The organism is Mesobacillus sp. LC4, assembly GCF_053543455.1.
Genome location: NZ_JBGCUB010000005.1, coordinates 1 through 16,249 on the forward strand (window position 1 = coordinate 1; position 16,249 = coordinate 16,249).

14 protein-coding genes are annotated in these 16,249 nt (G+C 43.8%); all 14 read left to right on the top strand.

The genetic code is table 11. The features are described from left to right. The first annotated feature begins 590 nt into the window (after window positions 1–590). The 14 genes from AB5I83_RS15515 (at window position 591) to ftsZ (ending at window position 16,071) form a co-directional block, all read left to right on the top strand. Window positions 591–2,504 (top strand): stage V sporulation protein D, encoded by a 1,914-nt coding sequence (locus AB5I83_RS15515; protein WP_448976486.1) that lies wholly within the window; start codon window positions 591–593, stop codon window positions 2,502–2,504. Between the two features lie 194 nt (window positions 2,505–2,698). Then, a complete protein-coding gene (locus tag AB5I83_RS15520) occupies window positions 2,699–4,159 on the top strand; it encodes a UDP-N-acetylmuramoyl-L-alanyl-D-glutamate--2,6-diaminopimelate ligase (protein WP_448976488.1) in 1,461 nt (486 codons plus the stop codon). Between the two features lies 1 nt (window position 4,160). After that, window positions 4,161–4,610: a hypothetical protein gene (locus tag AB5I83_RS15525; RefSeq protein ID WP_448976490.1), complete on the top strand. Its 450-nt coding sequence runs from the start codon at window positions 4,161–4,163 to the stop codon at window positions 4,608–4,610. 1 nt (window position 4,611) lies between these two features. Further along, window positions 4,612–5,586 carry a phospho-N-acetylmuramoyl-pentapeptide-transferase gene (gene mraY, locus AB5I83_RS15530; protein ID WP_167831827.1) on the top strand — a complete coding sequence of 325 codons (975 nt, stop codon included), beginning with the start codon at window positions 4,612–4,614 and terminating at the stop codon, window positions 5,584–5,586. Then, entirely contained in the window at window positions 5,586–6,938 is a 1,353-nt protein-coding gene (gene murD, locus AB5I83_RS15535; protein WP_448976492.1) for a UDP-N-acetylmuramoyl-L-alanine--D-glutamate ligase, read from the top strand. Before mraY ends, murD begins: the two co-directional genes overlap by 1 nt. A 101-nt stretch (window positions 6,939–7,039) precedes the next feature. Continuing rightward, window positions 7,040–8,140, top strand: a complete 1,101-nt coding sequence (gene spoVE, locus AB5I83_RS15540) for a stage V sporulation protein E (protein WP_167831825.1) — start codon at window positions 7,040–7,042, stop codon at window positions 8,138–8,140. 326 nt (window positions 8,141–8,466) lie between these two features. Beyond that, the gene (murG, locus tag AB5I83_RS15545; protein ID WP_448976494.1) at window positions 8,467–9,561 is read left to right on the top strand and encodes an undecaprenyldiphospho-muramoylpentapeptide beta-N-acetylglucosaminyltransferase; all 1,095 of its coding nucleotides are present in this window, start codon (window positions 8,467–8,469) and stop codon (window positions 9,559–9,561) included. Between the two features lie 60 nt (window positions 9,562–9,621). Beyond that, on the top strand, window positions 9,622–10,530 hold the full coding sequence (gene murB / locus AB5I83_RS15550) for a UDP-N-acetylmuramate dehydrogenase (protein WP_448976496.1): 909 nt from the start codon (window positions 9,622–9,624) through the stop codon (window positions 10,528–10,530). Window positions 10,531–10,789: 259 nt separating this feature from the next. Beyond that, complete coding sequence (locus tag AB5I83_RS15555) at window positions 10,790–11,581, top strand: cell division protein FtsQ/DivIB (RefSeq protein WP_448976498.1); 792 nt, start codon at window positions 10,790–10,792, stop codon at window positions 11,579–11,581. Then, window positions 11,529–12,263 carry a DUF881 domain-containing protein gene (locus AB5I83_RS15560; RefSeq protein ID WP_167831971.1) on the top strand — a complete coding sequence of 245 codons (735 nt, stop codon included), beginning with the start codon at window positions 11,529–11,531 and terminating at the stop codon, window positions 12,261–12,263. Before AB5I83_RS15555 ends, AB5I83_RS15560 begins: the two co-directional genes overlap by 53 nt. 120 nt (window positions 12,264–12,383) lie before the next feature. After that, window positions 12,384–13,118, top strand: coding sequence for a DUF881 domain-containing protein (locus tag AB5I83_RS15565; protein ID WP_448976500.1), 735 nt, complete (start codon window positions 12,384–12,386; stop codon window positions 13,116–13,118). Continuing rightward, entirely contained in the window at window positions 13,118–13,468 is a 351-nt protein-coding gene (locus AB5I83_RS15570) for a small basic family protein (protein WP_023614986.1), read from the top strand. Before AB5I83_RS15565 ends, AB5I83_RS15570 begins: the two co-directional genes overlap by 1 nt. Before the next feature lie 136 nt (window positions 13,469–13,604). Continuing rightward, a complete protein-coding gene (ftsA, locus tag AB5I83_RS15575; RefSeq protein ID WP_448976502.1) occupies window positions 13,605–14,888 on the top strand; it encodes a cell division protein FtsA in 1,284 nt (427 codons plus the stop codon). A gap of 40 nt (window positions 14,889–14,928) precedes the next feature. Further along, entirely contained in the window at window positions 14,929–16,071 is a 1,143-nt protein-coding gene (gene ftsZ, locus AB5I83_RS15580; RefSeq protein ID WP_448976504.1) for a cell division protein FtsZ, read from the top strand. Window positions 16,072–16,249: the final 178 nt, after the last annotated feature.

The following is a 16,249-nucleotide window of genomic DNA, read 5'->3' on the forward strand; positions in this document are numbered from 1 at the left end:
AGATTGCGTTGATTCTCGTTAAAGCTGTCCGAAGTAGCCCCAGGTTCGGACAAGATTGCACTAATTTTCCACAAAGCTGTCCGAAGTAACCCCAGGTTCGGACAAGATTGCACTGATTTTCCATAAAGCTGTCCGAAATAACTCCATGTTCGGACAAGAATGCGTTGATTCTCGTTAAAGCTGTCAGAAGTAACCCTGTGTTCGGACAAGATTGCACTGATTTCCCACAAAGCTGTCCGAAGTAACCTCAGGTTCGGACAAGATTGCACTAATTTCCAACAAAGTTATCCGAAGTAACCTCAGGTTCGGAAAAGATCGCGTTGATTTTCAACAAAGGTGTCTGAAACATCACCAGGTCCGGATAAAATGGCGACAAAGCCCCTCGCCTTGTCCAAGTTAGTCTCGGTTTCGTGAATCCCCACATGAAACATTCCTCAAACTAAATCACACCCTGATCCTCTCCCCTGAACAATCCTCAGCTTGTCTCTACTTCTTGTTATATTCGGATTCGTACAAGCATATATTTGAACGAGTGTCTAAGAGGATCTTAGTTTACTGTTGGAATGACAATAGGGGAGGTTTTTCTATATATGCGTGTTTCAAATGTGACGGTCAGAAAAAGGCTGGCTCTTGTTTTGGTAATTGGTATTTTGGTGTTTTTGATCATAGATGTCCGGCTCGGCTATGTGCAGTTTATGCTGGGAGATTTCTTGACAGGTAAAGCAAAGGATTCATGGAGCAGGAACGTTCCCTTTGAACCGCAGCGGGGGGAGATAACGGACAGGAATGGAGTGGCGCTGGCGACTAATATCAGTGCGCCTACTGTCTACGTCGTGCCGCGCCAAGTAAAGGATCCTGAAGCTGCTGCAGAAATATTGGCGAAAGCCTTGAATATGTCTAAAGAAAAGGCCTATCAACATATCACGAAAAGAGCAATGATTGAGAGAATTCCCGAGGGAAGGAAAATATCCCACGAGAAGGCTAAGGAAATAAGGGCATTAGATATCAAGGGTGTGTACATTGGTGAGGATTCAAAGCGACATTATCCTTATGGAAGCTATCTTTCCCATGTGTTAGGGTTTGCGGGAATCGATAATCAAGGTTTGATGGGGCTCGAACTCTATTATGATAAAGAATTGAAAGGGGAAAAGGGATCGGTCCAGTTTTATGCGGATGCTAAACAGCAGCGGATGAACAATATGGCGGATGACTATGAACCTCCTGTGGACGGGCTTGATTTAAAGCTGACAATCGACAGCAGGGTACAGACCATCGTTGAGAGGGAACTGGATATTGCCCAGGCCAAATACAATCCTGATGGTATCATTGCCATTGCCATGAATCCGAATAATGGGGAAATCCTGGCAATGTCAAGCAGGCCGGATTTCGACCCGGCTAACTTCCGTAATGTGGCACCTGAAGTGTATAACCGTAACTTGCCGATCTGGAGCACCTATGAGCCGGGGTCCACTTTTAAAATTGTGACCCTCGCAGCGGCACTCCAGGAGGGGAAGGTCGATCTTGAAAAAGATCATTTCCATGACTCTGGCTCTGTTGAAGTGGCCGGTGCGAGAATTCGCTGCTGGAAAAAGGGTGGACACGGAAGCCAGTCCTTCCTTGAAGTGGTCGAGAATTCCTGCAACCCAGGTTTCGTTGAACTCGGTGACAGACTAGGAAAAGAAAAACTTTTTAAATATGTGAAAGACTTCGGATTTGGTGAGAAGACAGGCATTGACCTTCAGGGAGAAGGAAAAGGAATCTTGTTCAATCTGGACAGAGTCGGTCCGATTGAACAAGCAACCACCGCTTTCGGTCAGGGTGTTTCTGTCACGCCGATCCAGCAGGTTGCTGCGGTTTCAGCAGCAGTGAATGGTGGAATACTTTATACACCATATATTGCTAAGGAATTGATAGACCCTGTTACTGGTGAAGTCGTGATGAAGAAATCACCACAAGCAAAAAGAAGGGTGATTTCTGAGGAAACTTCTAAAGAAATAAGGCATGCCCTTGAGAGTGTAGTAGCTAAAGGTTCAGGAAAAAATGCTTATGTTGACTCTTACAGGGTTGGCGGCAAGACCGGTACTGCCCAGAAGGCGAAGGATGGCCGCTACCTCGAGAATAACCATATCGTTTCCTTCATAGGTTTTGCCCCTGCAGATGACCCGCAAATTGTTATTTATGTGGCGGTAGATAACCCGAAAGGTACAGTACAGTTTGGTGGGGTTGTGGCAGCACCTATTGTTGGGGATATCATGGAAGACAGCCTGCGTGCGATGGAGGTTCCCCCTCGGAAAGATCAGATTGAAAAAGAATTGACATGGCTTGATACACCAATGGTGGAAGTCCCTGACCTGATTGGCTTATCCAAACAGGAACTCCGGGAGCAATTGATCAACTTCAAATTAGATATTGCCGGCGATGGAGAGAAAGTTGTGAAACAGCTTCCTTCACCAGGAGTGAAAATCAAGGAAGGTTCAACCATCAGGGTTTATATGAACGATTAACGAAGATGCTTAAAAAAGAAAGCTTAGGTGTTCAGGCGGCGGCAGGATAATATCCGCCGCCTGTTTTAGGCTGTTGGCCGATGCTTTTACTATGTATGTAAAAAGGGCTTGTTCTTTTTATCTCCACAATGGCTAATTTCAGCCTAATCATGTAAAATAAGAGTCGCCATGTTGTTTGAGAGGATTTGATATTTATGAAATTACACGAATTGATTGGTTACTTGCACCCATTCGTGGATTACAAGGGAGAAAATCCCGAAATTACTTCAATTGAAAATGATAACCGCAGAGTGACTCCCGGGAGTTTATTCATATGCATAAAAGGTTATACAGTTGATGGTCATGATTTCGCAGGCTCAGCTGTGAAAAATGGAGCAGCAGCCGTTTTGGCCGAAAGGGAACTGCCTGTGAATGTCCCTGTAATAGTTGTTAAGGATACGGTAAGGGCTATGGCAGTACTTGCTGATGCATTTTACGGTCAGCCTAGCCAGAAGCTCCATATGGTTGGAATTACAGGTACAAACGGAAAAACCACGACCAGCCTTATTATTGAACAGATTTTCAAGGATGCAGGGCAAAAGACCGGACTGATTGGAACAATGTACACAAAGATCGGTGAGCAAATCTTTGAAGTGAAGAATACAACGCCCGAGAGCCTGACCCTTCAAAAAACGTTCAAGAGAATGGTTGATGAACAGGTTGATACAGCTGTGATGGAGGTATCCTCGCATGCGTTGGTATATGGCCGTGTCCATGGGACAGATTACAATGTTGCAGTTTTCACGAACCTGACGCAGGACCACTTGGATTACCACAAGACAATGGAAGAATACAGGAAAGCGAAAGGGCTTCTGTTTTCGCAGCTCGGAAATGCATTCGACCATGGAAATCCGAAATTTGCCGTACTGAATTCAGATGATCCGGCGAGTGAGGAATACGCCATGCTGACAACTGCCCATATCTTAACTTACGGCATTGATAACCATGCTGATTTGCAGGCAATCAACATTGCGATGACAGCTAGCGGGACATCATTTGATTTGGTCAGTCCTTTTGGCGTAAAAAAGGTAAACATCCAGTTGATCGGCAAGTTCAGCATCTATAATGTACTTGCCAGCATAGGTGCAGCCCTTGTTTCTGGCTTGCCTTTAGATGATATCATCGCCTCTGTAGAAAGCGTTAAAGGTGTTTCTGGAAGGTTTGAATTAGTCGATGCAGGCCAGGATTTCTCAGTCATTGTTGACTACGCCCATACTCCGGACAGCCTCGAGAATGTCCTGAAGACAGTACAGCAGTTTGCCCAGAATAGGATTTTTTGTGTAGTTGGCTGCGGTGGCGACCGTGACCGTACAAAACGTCCGCTGATGGCTAAAATCGCTTGTGAATATTCTACTGATGCTATCTTTACCTCAGATAACCCAAGAAGTGAGGATCCGGCAGAAATCATCAAGGATATGGAAGATGGGGTAAAAGGAGAAGTTTATTCTTCGATTATCGACAGGAAGGAAGCAATCCAGCATGCCGTGAAAATGGCGAAGTCGGGAGATGTCATCCTGATTGCTGGAAAGGGTCATGAAACATACCAGCAAATTGGTGACAGGACCTTTGACTTTGATGACCGGATTGTGGCACGCGAGGCGATAGAGGAGAGGTAATATGCTGACATACCAGGATGTTTCAAGTCTGTTTTCAAGAGCAACTGGAATAAGGGATGAGAATATACGCTTTCACGCTGTAAGCAGTCTAGCTGGCGAGAAACAGTCTAAAGGGCTTTTTGTCCCGCTATCGACTGATTCCGGTACTTTGCAGGAAGCGATATCGAATGGTGCAGTGGCAGCTGTCTGGCCTGAGGGCGAGAAGGTGCCTGCCTACGCACCAAACCACTTCCCGATTTTTTACACACTAGATAATTTGAAAGGCTTAGAGATAATCATGAACTTATACTATAACTACTTAACACAGAACGAAGACATAAAGGAAAGAACTAAATTCATTTTCCATAACAAAGCACTTCTTAATGAAGTTGATGAAACATATGATATAGCTGTGATGGCTGAAAACATCAATAGTCTTGGCGGCAATCTGAATAAGGCAGGTGAGGAATAGAATGCTGGAGCAAGTTATCTTTTTCACAATATTAATGGGTTTCCTAATCACAGTCCTGCTTTCTCCAGTGTTTATTCCTTTTTTGAGAAGGCTTAAATTCGGTCAGAGCATCAGAGAAGAAGGGCCGAAATCGCATCAGAAAAAAACAGGCACGCCAACGATGGGCGGAGTCATGATCTTGATTTCAATCACAATCACGACACTTGTGATGACAGGAAAGTTCTCACAGCCATCAGTGGAAACATATCTATTGTTATTTGTTACTTTGGGATTTGGCTTGCTTGGCTTTATGGATGACTTCATCAAGGTTGTCATGAAGCGGAACCTTGGCTTGACCTCAAAACAAAAGCTTATGGGCCAGATTATTATTTCCGTCATTTTTTATTTCATATTCAAGCAGAGTGAATTCTCAACAGAAATCAGCATTCCTTTAACGGATATCTCTTTTGATCTAGGGTGGGGTTATGCCCTTTTCATTATTTTCTGGATGGTCGGGTTTTCAAATGCTGTTAACCTGACGGACGGGCTTGACGGGCTGGTTTCCGGTACGGCTGCCATTGCATTTGGTGCATTTGCTGTACTTGCCTGGAGCCAATCTCAATATGAATTATCGATTTTTTCGGTCGCAGTCGTGGGGGCTGTTTTAGGATTCCTTGTATTTAATGCCCATCCAGCGAAAGTGTTCATGGGAGACACAGGTTCGCTCGCTCTTGGAGGTGCGATCGCAACTGTGGCTATCCTTGCGAAGCTTGAAATCATCCTGATTATCATTGGTGGTATTTTTGTAATTGAAACATTATCTGTGATCCTGCAGGTTATTTCATTCAAAACGACCGGCAAAAGGATTTTCAGGATGAGTCCTCTTCACCATCACTATGAGTTGATTGGCTGGTCAGAATGGCGAGTTGTCGTCACATTCTGGACTGTCGGCTTGCTGTTTGCGATCCTAGGAATTTATATTGAGGTGTGGATCTAATGAAAAATATCAAAACATATCAACATAAAAAAATACTTGTACTTGGCCTTGCCAAGAGTGGAGTCAGCGCCGCGGCTCTACTACATAAATTAGGTGCATTCGTGACGGTCAATGACAGCAAGCCTCTCGATGAAAACCCAGAAGCACAAGGATTGCTTGAGCAGGGAATCAAGGTTGTTTGTGGAAGCCACCCAATCGAATTGATGGACGAAGGTTTTGAACTGGTCGTTAAGAATCCGGGGATTCCGTACTTTAATCCTATGATTGAAAAAGCGATTGAAAAGGAAATCCCGATTATTACTGAGGTGGAATTGGCTTACCAGATTTCTGAAGCACCACTTGTAGGTATAACAGGTACTAACGGAAAAACGACAACGACCACTCTCATTTTCGAAATGCTCGAGGCAGGGGATAAGCATCCATTGATTGCAGGAAATATCGGTACGGTTGCATCAGGTGTAGCACAGGAAGCAACTTCAGAAAACACCATCGTGATTGAACTGTCTTCTTTTCAATTGATGGGGATCGACCAGTTTAAACCTCGGATTGCCATCATTACAAACCTGTATGATGCACACCTTGATTATCATGGGACGAGGAAAGAGTATATTGGAGCTAAGGCTCTTATCACAAAGAACCAGACAGAGGAAGACTTCCTGATTGTCAATGCGGATCAGGAAGAAGTCATGGAAATTGCCCGGAATTCAAGAGCGCAGATTGTTCCTTTTTCAACGAAAAAGGTCCTGGAAAGCGGTGCTTATGTGATGGATGGCTGGGTTTGCTTTAACGGGGAGAAGATTATAGAAACGAAGGACATCGTTTTGCCCGGCAAACATAATCTGGAGAATATTTTATCGGCCGTAGCCGCGACACTTCTTTCAGGCGCGGACAAAGATGCTATCCAGAAAGTGCTTACCACCTTTGCTGGTGTTCGTCATAGGCTCCAGTATGTCGATACGATCGATGAGCGAAAATTTTATAATGACTCAAAGGCAACCAATATTTTAGCGACTGAGAATGCGCTTGCGGCTTTCGAAGCTCCAATAGTTTTGCTGGCCGGCGGTCTTGACAGAGGCAATGCATTTGATGAGCTCATTCCAGCTCTGAAAAATGTGAAGACACTGATTACTTTTGGTGAAACAGCTGAAAAAGTTGGACAGGCTGGACGGGATGCAGGAATAAAAACGATTTTAAGGGCCGATAATGTGGAAAAGGCCGTGCCCGTTGCATTTGAACATTCAGAACCGGGTGATGTCATCCTGCTTTCTCCTGCTTGCGCAAGCTGGGATCAGTACAAAACTTTTGAGGTCAGAGGAGACATGTTTATCGAGGCCGTGCATAAGCTTAAGTAAGGGCTTGTCTTGAACAACATGACTCAGGTTGCTTGGCCTCATTGCAGGCTGGATGGGAAGCGGCATATGAGCCCTAAATCATACAGCCGAGGTGTATTGCTTTGCCAACGAAAAAAACGACTCCAGACATATTCCTGTTAATAGTAACTTTTACGCTTTTGGCAGTGGGTTTGATTATGGTCTACAGTGCCAGTGCTGTCTGGGCGGACTATAAGTTTAATGATTCTTTCTTTTTTGCCAAGCGGCAAATGCTGTTTGCTGGCGTTGGGATCATCGCTATGTTCTTTATCATGAATATAGATTACTGGACATGGAGGACTTGGGCAAAGGTCATATTGATTATTTGTTTTGTCCTTCTGATCCTTGTGTTGATTCCTGGAATTGGCAATGTGCGGAATGGGTCGAGGAGCTGGATTGGAGTCGGAGCCTTCTCTGTACAGCCATCAGAGTTCATGAAAATCGCGATGATTGCCTTCCTGGCGAAGTTTTTATCGGAGAACCAGAAGGCGATCACATCATTCAAGCAAGGACTTTTTCCTTCTTTAGGGCTTGTTTTTCTCGCGTTTGGATTGATCATGCTGCAGCCGGATTTAGGTACAGGAACAGTAATGGTGGGGACTTCCGTGGTCATGATTTTTATTTCAGGTGCCAGGATCAGTCATTTTGTCGGTCTTGGGCTGTTGGGGGTAGCGGGTTTTGTCGGACTGATCATTTCCGCTCCGTACCGGATGAAGCGGATTACTTCGTTCCTGGACCCATGGCAGGACCCGCTCGGAAGTGGCTTCCAAATGATTCAATCGCTTTATGCGATCGGACCAGGTGGATTGTTCGGCCTGGGTCTTGGACAGAGCAGGCAAAAATTCTTTTACCTGCCTGAGCCGCAAACGGATTTTATCTTTGCGATTCTTGCTGAGGAACTAGGGTTCATTGGCGGTTCATTGATTCTTTTATTATTCTCGCTCCTGCTTTGGAGGGGAATAAGGATTGCCCTGGGAGCTCCCGATTTATTCGGAACCTTTCTTGCGACAGGGATTATCGCAATGATTGCCATCCAGGTGATGATTAACATCGGAGTTGTAACCGGTCTTATGCCTGTTACTGGAATCACTCTCCCGTTCCTCAGTTACGGCGGTTCATCCCTGACTTTGATGCTAATGGCCGTCGGAGTGCTGCTGAATATAAGTCGCCATTCTAGATATTAAATATTACAAAAACAAAAGACCCTGCCAAACAGGGTCTTTTGTTTTTGATGACTTTTCCGTTTGTGAGTTTTGATTTGAAAAGGAGTCAGAAATTCAGACAGGTTCTATGAATATGTTAGGAATATGGCTGCCTTCATGCTATATTACATTTAAATAACAATATCCTTAAAAACTGTTCTTAAGTTTAGAATATAGTAGAATAGGGTAAAACCGGGGAGTGCCTTTTTTTATGGGCTCCTTACACAAACGTCGGGCCATCCAGGTGTGTGGGTTGGATAGGTGATAGACGTGATAAAAAAAAGAGATAAGTTGCTGAGGTGTGGAAAATGAAGATTGCAGTTAGCGGCGGCGGCACAGGTGGACATATTTATCCTGCGCTGGCACTAATAAGAGAAATTCAAAAAAGTGATGAAAATGTCGAGTTTCTTTACATAGGGACAGAAAAAGGCCTTGAAAGCAAACTTGTGCCGCGGGAGAACATCCCTTTTAAATCCATACATATCACAGGGTTCAAACGAAAGATTTCATTTGAGAATGTAAAAACGGTCCTTAGATTCCTAAAAGGAGTCCGAGACAGCAAAAAAATGCTCAAGGAATTCAAACCAGATGTGGTCATTGGTACTGGTGGCTATGTTTGCGGGCCAGTGGTCTATGCAGCTGCGAAAATGGGCATACCAACAATTGTCCATGAACAAAACAGCGTTCCTGGTTTGACGAATAAGTTCCTGAGCCGTTATGTTGATAAGATTGCGATTTGCTTCGAGGAAGCAAGGCAATTTTTCCCTGAGCAAAAAGTGGTGTTGACTGGTAACCCCAGGGCCTCCGAGGTATTGGGGCAGGATGGAGTGAAAGGAAGATTGTCTGCAGGCCTGAAACTCAAAATCCCAACTGTTCTCGTTTTTGGCGGAAGCAGGGGAGCAAGACCAATTAATGAAGCAGTCGTAAAAAGTCTGGCAGAATTAAGCGGCAAACCATACCAGGTTTTATATGTTACGGGAGATGTCCATTTTGAAGATGTCCGTAAGGAAGTTGAACTTGTCGGTAATCCTGACAATGTCATTATCAAACCATTTATTCACAATATGCCAGAGGTATTATCCGGCGTGGATTTAACCGTAGCTAGGGCAGGGGCGACTACACTGGCTGAACTGACTTCATTGGGTATTCCAAGCATATTGATTCCAAGCCCATATGTTACCGACAACCATCAAGAAAAAAACGCCCGGGCACTAAGTGAGAATGGAGCAGCTAAGCTGCTGCTCGAGAAAGATCTTACAGGACCTAAACTGGTGGAAAGCATTGATCAGATTTTGGGTCGTGATGAGAAGTTGGCAGAAATGAAGAAGGCCGCAAAAAAATTGGGTATCCCTGACGCTGCACAGAGGCTGTATCGTCTGATGGAGGAATTGGCGAATAAGTAGCCTATAGGCATGCACCTGCATAAAATGTTTAAAATGCTGTATCGTGAAAGGAAGGTAATTATGAAGGATCTAGCTAGCAAACTTAGAGAAATGAGCATCGGTTCCGTTAAAGAAAATGAACCGCTCGCAAACCACACATCGATGAAAATAGGCGGACCTGCTGACATACTTGTTGAACCTTCATCAATAGAAAATCTAAGAAAAGCGGTTGAGGTTGTTAAGGATTCGGATGTTAATTGGACCGTAATCGGCAGAGGATCGAATCTGCTCGTTTCAGATAAAGGCATTGAAGGTGTTGTGATTAAACTGGGTTCCGGTCTGGATGATTTGGAGATTGACGGAACAAGAGTGACGGCTGGCGGAGGCCTTTCACTGGTCAACTTTGCCATCACCATTAGCCGAAAAGGGCTTTCAGGACTGGAATTCGCAGGCGGAATTCCTGGGTCGATCGGTGGTGCAGTTTACATGAACGCAGGAGCTCATGGGTCGGATATTTCACAAATTCTTGAGAAAGCCTATGTGCTTTTTGAGGATGGCTCACTTCAATGGCTATCTAATGATGAAATGGAATTTTCATATCGCACATCGGTACTCCAGAAGGAGAGACCTGGGATTGTCGTAGGAGCTATATTCCAGCTTAAAGAAGGCAATAAGGATGAAATTGTCGCGGAGCTTCAAAAGAACAAGGATTACCGAAAAGAAACCCAGCCATATAATTTTCCAAGCTGTGGCAGCGTATTCCGAAATCCCCTGCCAAATTATGCTGGTAATTTAATTGAGAAGTCTGGCTTAAAGGGCCATCAAATCGGCGGAGCGCAAATATCTGAGCTTCATGCCAACTTCATTGTGAACAAAGGAAATGCAAAGGCAGAGGATGTACTCGGTCTGATCCAGCATGTAAAAGATACAGTCCTTGATTTACATGGTGTGAAAATGGAGACAGAGGTAGAAATTATCGGTCGGAAATAGCAGGAAAGAGGTTCAAGCTGTCAATTTCTGTGATATAATAATTCATTAGATTAGGATGCTTACCGAATAGATACGGCATGGCCAAAATTCTCATGCCGTTGACTGTTTTTTTATTACTGTGCTGCTGTACATACCAAAAATATTTTCATGGGCAGCTCCTGATCTGACAGAATTTTATTACCAGGGCTTTATCCTGCTAGAAGCAACAATTGGGAGTTTTCTTTAGGAAATGGGTTCAGCCGATAAAGAGGGGATTGAAATGGACAAGAGGAAAATCGTCTCAATTGAAGACCGGATTCCAAAGTTAAAACATCAAAGGCGCAAGAAAGCCAATCGTAGGCTTATCATGCTTCTCGCTATGTTTTTCGTGTTAATAGCTGGTGTTATTTATTTTCAATCACCGCTTAGCAAGGTGAAGGACATTACTGTTTCGGGAAATGAATCCTATTCATATGAATATATCGTTGAAAAAAGCGGGCTCAGCTTTGACTCAAATGTGTGGAAAATCAGCAAGGCTGAAATCAAGGAGAAACTCGAATCAATCCAGGAGATCAAGGAAGCTGATGTGAAAATCAAGCTGCCTAATACGGTTAACATCGAGCTTAAAGAGTATAGCAGATTAGCCTACATCTCAAAGGGGAAGAATTTTTATCCGGTCCTTGAAAATGGAAACATCCTTGGTGAGAAACAAATGGATGAAATCCCTGTCAACGCGCCCATTTTAATTGGGTTTAAGGAAGGGAAGGTCCTGGATGAGATGCTAGCTTCATTAGAGGAACTTCCTGATGTTGTCATGAATTCCATCTCTGAAATCCACTCACAGCCAATAAAAACGGACCAATATCTCATTAAGCTGTATATGAATGATGGTTTTGAAGTGAATGCTACGCTCAGGACTTTTTCTGATAAAATGTCACATTACCCATCAATTGTCAGCCAGCTTGACCCTTCTAAGAAGGGTGTAATCGACCTTGAGGTTGGATCTTATTTTAAAGCATATGAAGCAGAGGAAGCTGAGGAAGTTGAAATTGAAAAAGAAAGTGAACAGTAACCGTGTCATTCTTTCGATTGTTTTCCTGGTGCTAGGCTTCATGGTCGCTTTTTCATTTCGTGTCACGCAAGATGAGAGCGACAAAAGTCAAGGGCTAACGGACAGGCAGTGGGAGAAGCACTTAAGTCTGAGGAACGATTTAATTCAACAGGAAGAAAAAAATCGTGAGCTTCAGAAAGAGTTGAATGCCAAGCAGGAAAAGGTAAGGGAAATTGAAGCCAGTCTTTCCAAAGAAGCGCAGGTTTTCTTTAACATGGCTGAGGACGCAGAAAAATACCGTATGTATCTTGGAAAGGTAAAGGTCAGCGGCAAAGGTGTAAAAGTAACTCTAGCTGATGGAGAGTACGATCCTGATGAAAAGAATATCAATAATTATCTTGTCCACGAGCATCATGTATTCAAGGTGATCAATGAACTGTACATTTCAGGAGCAGCAGCTATTGCTGTGAATGGTCAGCGCATCTCACACAATTCTTATATATTGTGTACAGGCCCTGTTATTACGGTTGATGGCTACCAGCATCCTGCCCCCTTTGAAATTACTGCTATTGGCGACCCCGATGTTCTTTCCTCCGCTCTTAATATTACCGGTGGGGTAAAAGATCAGCTTGTGAATGACCAAATCGTCTTTTCCTTGGAGCAAAAGGAAGACATCAAGATCGATCCAATCTTGGGCAAATGATGATTATTTTTCATTTCCGAATGCATGATTGAAGGAAACGGAAAGTGAATGATCAGGCCATTATAATGGAATAAACAGTGTAGGATCTGCACTGGTTTTTTAGAAAGCAAGGTGAAGACATTGGGCCGACCTAAGAATTTCAGCTTCAGCATCATAGCTGCAATCATTGGTTTAATGGTCGCCATTCAGTTTCAAACCGTTAAGGAACCGGAAGTCAGGGATACCCGTGACACTTGGCAGCTTCGAGAAGATTTAATGAAGGAGAAGGAGTTACAGTCCAAGCTGCTTCTCGAAATCAGGTCGAATGAAGAAAAACTTGCTAAGTATGAAACTGAGAGGCAGCAAAGCAAGGAAGAAGTACTTCGTGAAACACTCGCTGAACTAAAGGAAGAAGCAGGACTTACAGAGGTCAAAGGCCCAGGGATCAAACTCTCGATTGAACCTGCTTTCAGCCTTATTGTCGAAGGGGACAACCCGCCATCCGTTTCACCGGACATGCTCAAAAGGCTGTTGAATGAATTGAACATTTACGGAGCCAAGCATGTATCAGTTGATGGCGAAAGGGTCATTAATACAACGGTCATCCGTGATATTAACAGGGTGACAAAAATCAATGGCCATTCCTTGAATCGTTTTCCGATAGAAGTGAATGTGATTACGGAAAATGGTGATGCAGCGGAAAAGCTATATAATCGAATGAAAGTATCCACGGTTGCCGAGGACTTCTTCATTGATAACCTGGAAGTCAAGGTTAACAGGCCTGTTGGCGATTTGGTTGTACCTGGATACCAGGATACAATCAGGATCCGATATATGGAATCCGCTAAAACTGAAAAAGGGGGAGGCAACGGGTAATGTGGCTTCCAATCATGGGTTTGGTCATCGGTGTCATCATAGGGCTGTTGACCGACATCCGAATTCCGGAAGAGTATTCCAATTATTTATCTATCGCGATCCTTGCTGCCCTCGATACTTTGTTTGGCGGGATCCGCGCCCAGCTGCAAAATATTTATGATGAAAAAGTTTTCGTTTCTGGTTTCTTTTTTAATATAGTATTAGCAGCAAGTTTAGCTTTTCTAGGTGTCCATCTTGGTGTAGACTTGTACTTAGCAGCAGTTTTTGCCTTTGGGGTAAGGCTGTTCCAGAACATAGCCGTCATCAGGAGAATAATATTGACAAAATGGTCAACGACAAGTGAAAAGTAGAAAAAAAAATGATATTTTAAAAGGGAAATATTTAATTGTGACGAATAAAGTAATGTAATTAAAAAATGAAACGCAATTAAGTAGGGCAAGGAATTGTTGTTCAAACATTAGGAATTGTTGAAGGAGGTGCCACAGAATGAACAGCAATGATATATATGTCAGTCTTGACATCGGTACATCCAGTGTGAAGGTAATCATTGGGGAAATGGTCAATGACACTTTAAATATAATTGGTGTTGGCAATGTAAAGTCCGAAGGGTTAAGAAAGGGCTCTATTGTTGATATAGATGAAACCGTTCATTCTATTAAAAGGGCAATTGAACAAGCTGAGAGAATGATAGGTTTAAAGATTAACCAGGTGATCGTAGGTGTCACTGGCAATCATGTTTCCCTATTGCCTTGTCATGGCGTGGTTGCAGTTTCCAGCGACAATCGCGAGATCACAAATGAGGACGTAGCGAGAGTCATTGATGCTGCACAGGTGGTATCGATCCCGCCTGAGCGAGAGATAATAGACGTGATTCCAAAGCAATTTATCGTGGACGGTCTTGATGAGATCAATGATCCAAGAGGCATGATCGGTGTTAGGCTTGAAATGGAAGGTACGATCATTACAGGGTCAAAGACTATCTTACATAATACTCTTCGTTGTGTTGAGCGTGCGGGACTTGAAATCGTGGATATCGGCCTTCAGCCTTTAGCCGCGGGTGCATTTGCACTCTCAAAGGATGAAAAGAATATGGGTGTCGCTATGATTGATATCGGAGGCGGTTCTTCTACAGTCGCTGTCTTTGAGAATGGACACTTAAGAGGTACATCTGTCATTCCGGTTGGAGGAGACCATATCACTAAGGACTTATCAATCGGTTTGCGAACCACAACTGAAGAAGCGGATAAATTGAAATTGAAGCATGGACATGCCTTTTATGACCATGCATCAGAAGAAGAATTATTCGAGGTTTCAATTATTGGCAGTGACCAGCAGCAGCAGTTCAATCAGCTGGAAGTAGCCGATATCATCGAGGCAAGAATGGAAGAGATCTTCTCCCTTGTCCAGGATGAGTTGAAACAGATGAACATAAGGGACTTGCCAGGCGGTTTTGTCCTAACAGGTGGAACAGCAAATATGCAAGGAGTTTTGGAACTTGCCCAGGATATTTTTCAAAGCCGGGTAAGAATTGCGATTCCGGATTATATTGGTGTAAGGGAACCCCAGTACACGACAGCGGTCGGATTAATCCAATTTGCATATAAGAACGCGAAATTAAAAGGAAAGAAAATGGAAGCAGCTTTTAGTGAAATCGAACCGAAGGAAAAGAGAGTTCAAAAACAGCCGCATCCAAAATCGAAGCCTGAGAAACAGCCTGAAGAAAAAGTCACCTCAAGAATGAAGAAATTTCTTGGCTACTTTTTTGAATAATCAGAGCTAACAGGAAATCGGCGAATTAGGAGGATTTGTCATGTTGGAATTTGATACGAATTTAGATTCACTTGCTACTATAAAAGTTATCGGTGTTGGCGGCGGCGGAAATAATGCGGTTAACCGAATGATCGAACACGGCGTACAAGGTGTGGAATTCATCGCGGTCAACACAGACGCACAGGCGCTTAACCTGTCCAAAGCTGAAATCAGAATGCAAATCGGCGCGAAATTGACGCGTGGACTTGGTGCAGGAGCTAATCCTGAAGTAGGGAAGAAGGCTGCAGAAGAAAGCAAAGAGCAGATTGAAGAAGTGCTGAAAGGTGCGGATATGGTATTCGTGACTGCCGGCATGGGCGGAGGAACTGGTACAGGTGCAGCTCCTGTAATCGCTCAAATTGCTAAAGACCTTGGTGCTTTGACTGTGGGTGTTGTTACACGTCCATTCACTTTCGAAGGCCGCAAGCGTGCTGGACAAGCCGGCGGCGGAATTTCGTCAATGAAGGAAGCAGTAGATACGCTGATCGTCATTCCGAATGATCGTTTGCTTGAGATCGTTGATAAGAGCACTCCGATGCTTGAAGCCTTCCGTGAAGCGGATAACGTTCTTCGCCAGGGTGTTCAGGGGATTTCTGACTTGATCGCTACACCAGGACTGATCAACCTAGACTTTGCTGATGTGAAGACAATCATGTCAAACAAAGGATCCGCTTTGATGGGTATTGGTGTTGCATCAGGTGAAAATCGTGCTACTGAAGCAGCCAAAAAGGCGATTTCATCTCCATTGCTTGAAACATCTCTTGACGGAGCACAGGGTGTCCTTATGAACATAACAGGCGGAACGAATTTGAGCCTTTATGAAGTTCAGGAAGCTGCTGATATTGTCGCTTCTGCTTCAGATCAGGATGTGAACATGATCTTTGGTTCCGTTATCAACGAAAACCTGAAAGATGAAATCATTGTTACGGTCATTGCGACTGGCTTCAATGAGGAAGTCATCCAGCCTAAGCCAACAAGACCTGGTTTTGGGGGGCAGCAAAAACCAGGAATGGGTGCAATCAAGCGTGAACAGCCAAAACGTGAAGAAATTCAGCAGGAAGCACCAAGAAGCAATCAGGCACCACAGGGTGACGATGCTCTTGATATTCCTACATTCCTGCGCAATCGCAACAGAAGACGATAAATTTTACTTTATAGGGCATAGCCGAACCGGCTATGCCCTTTTTATGTTGTCCAATAAACTATTAAACAAAATTCTTCGTGGCTGTCTGAGAAAAACATTGGCCTCCTATTAAACCAGCTTCATTTTTATCTTTGGAAGAAAAATCTGAAAATTGACAAAATCCGAAGGTAAAAGTGAA

Coding starts and splice junctions, on each gene's coding strand:
- AB5I83_RS15515 (WP_448976486.1), top strand. CDS start 591: ATGCGTGTTTCAAATGTGACGGTCAGAAAAAGGCTGGCTCTTGTTTTG.
- AB5I83_RS15520 (WP_448976488.1), top strand. CDS start 2,699: ATGAAATTACACGAATTGATTGGTTACTTGCACCCATTCGTGGATTAC.
- AB5I83_RS15525 (WP_448976490.1), top strand. CDS start 4,161: ATGCTGACATACCAGGATGTTTCAAGTCTGTTTTCAAGAGCAACTGGA.
- mraY (WP_167831827.1), top strand. CDS start 4,612: ATGCTGGAGCAAGTTATCTTTTTCACAATATTAATGGGTTTCCTAATC.
- murD (WP_448976492.1), top strand. CDS start 5,586: ATGAAAAATATCAAAACATATCAACATAAAAAAATACTTGTACTTGGC.
- murG (WP_448976494.1), top strand. CDS start 8,467: ATGAAGATTGCAGTTAGCGGCGGCGGCACAGGTGGACATATTTATCCT.
- murB (WP_448976496.1), top strand. CDS start 9,622: ATGAAGGATCTAGCTAGCAAACTTAGAGAAATGAGCATCGGTTCCGTT.
- AB5I83_RS15555 (WP_448976498.1), top strand. CDS start 10,790: ATGGACAAGAGGAAAATCGTCTCAATTGAAGACCGGATTCCAAAGTTA.
- AB5I83_RS15560 (WP_167831971.1), top strand. CDS start 11,529: ATGAAGCAGAGGAAGCTGAGGAAGTTGAAATTGAAAAAGAAAGTGAAC.
- AB5I83_RS15570 (WP_023614986.1), top strand. CDS start 13,118: ATGTGGCTTCCAATCATGGGTTTGGTCATCGGTGTCATCATAGGGCTG.
- ftsA (WP_448976502.1), top strand. CDS start 13,605: ATGAACAGCAATGATATATATGTCAGTCTTGACATCGGTACATCCAGT.
- ftsZ (WP_448976504.1), top strand. CDS start 14,929: ATGTTGGAATTTGATACGAATTTAGATTCACTTGCTACTATAAAAGTT.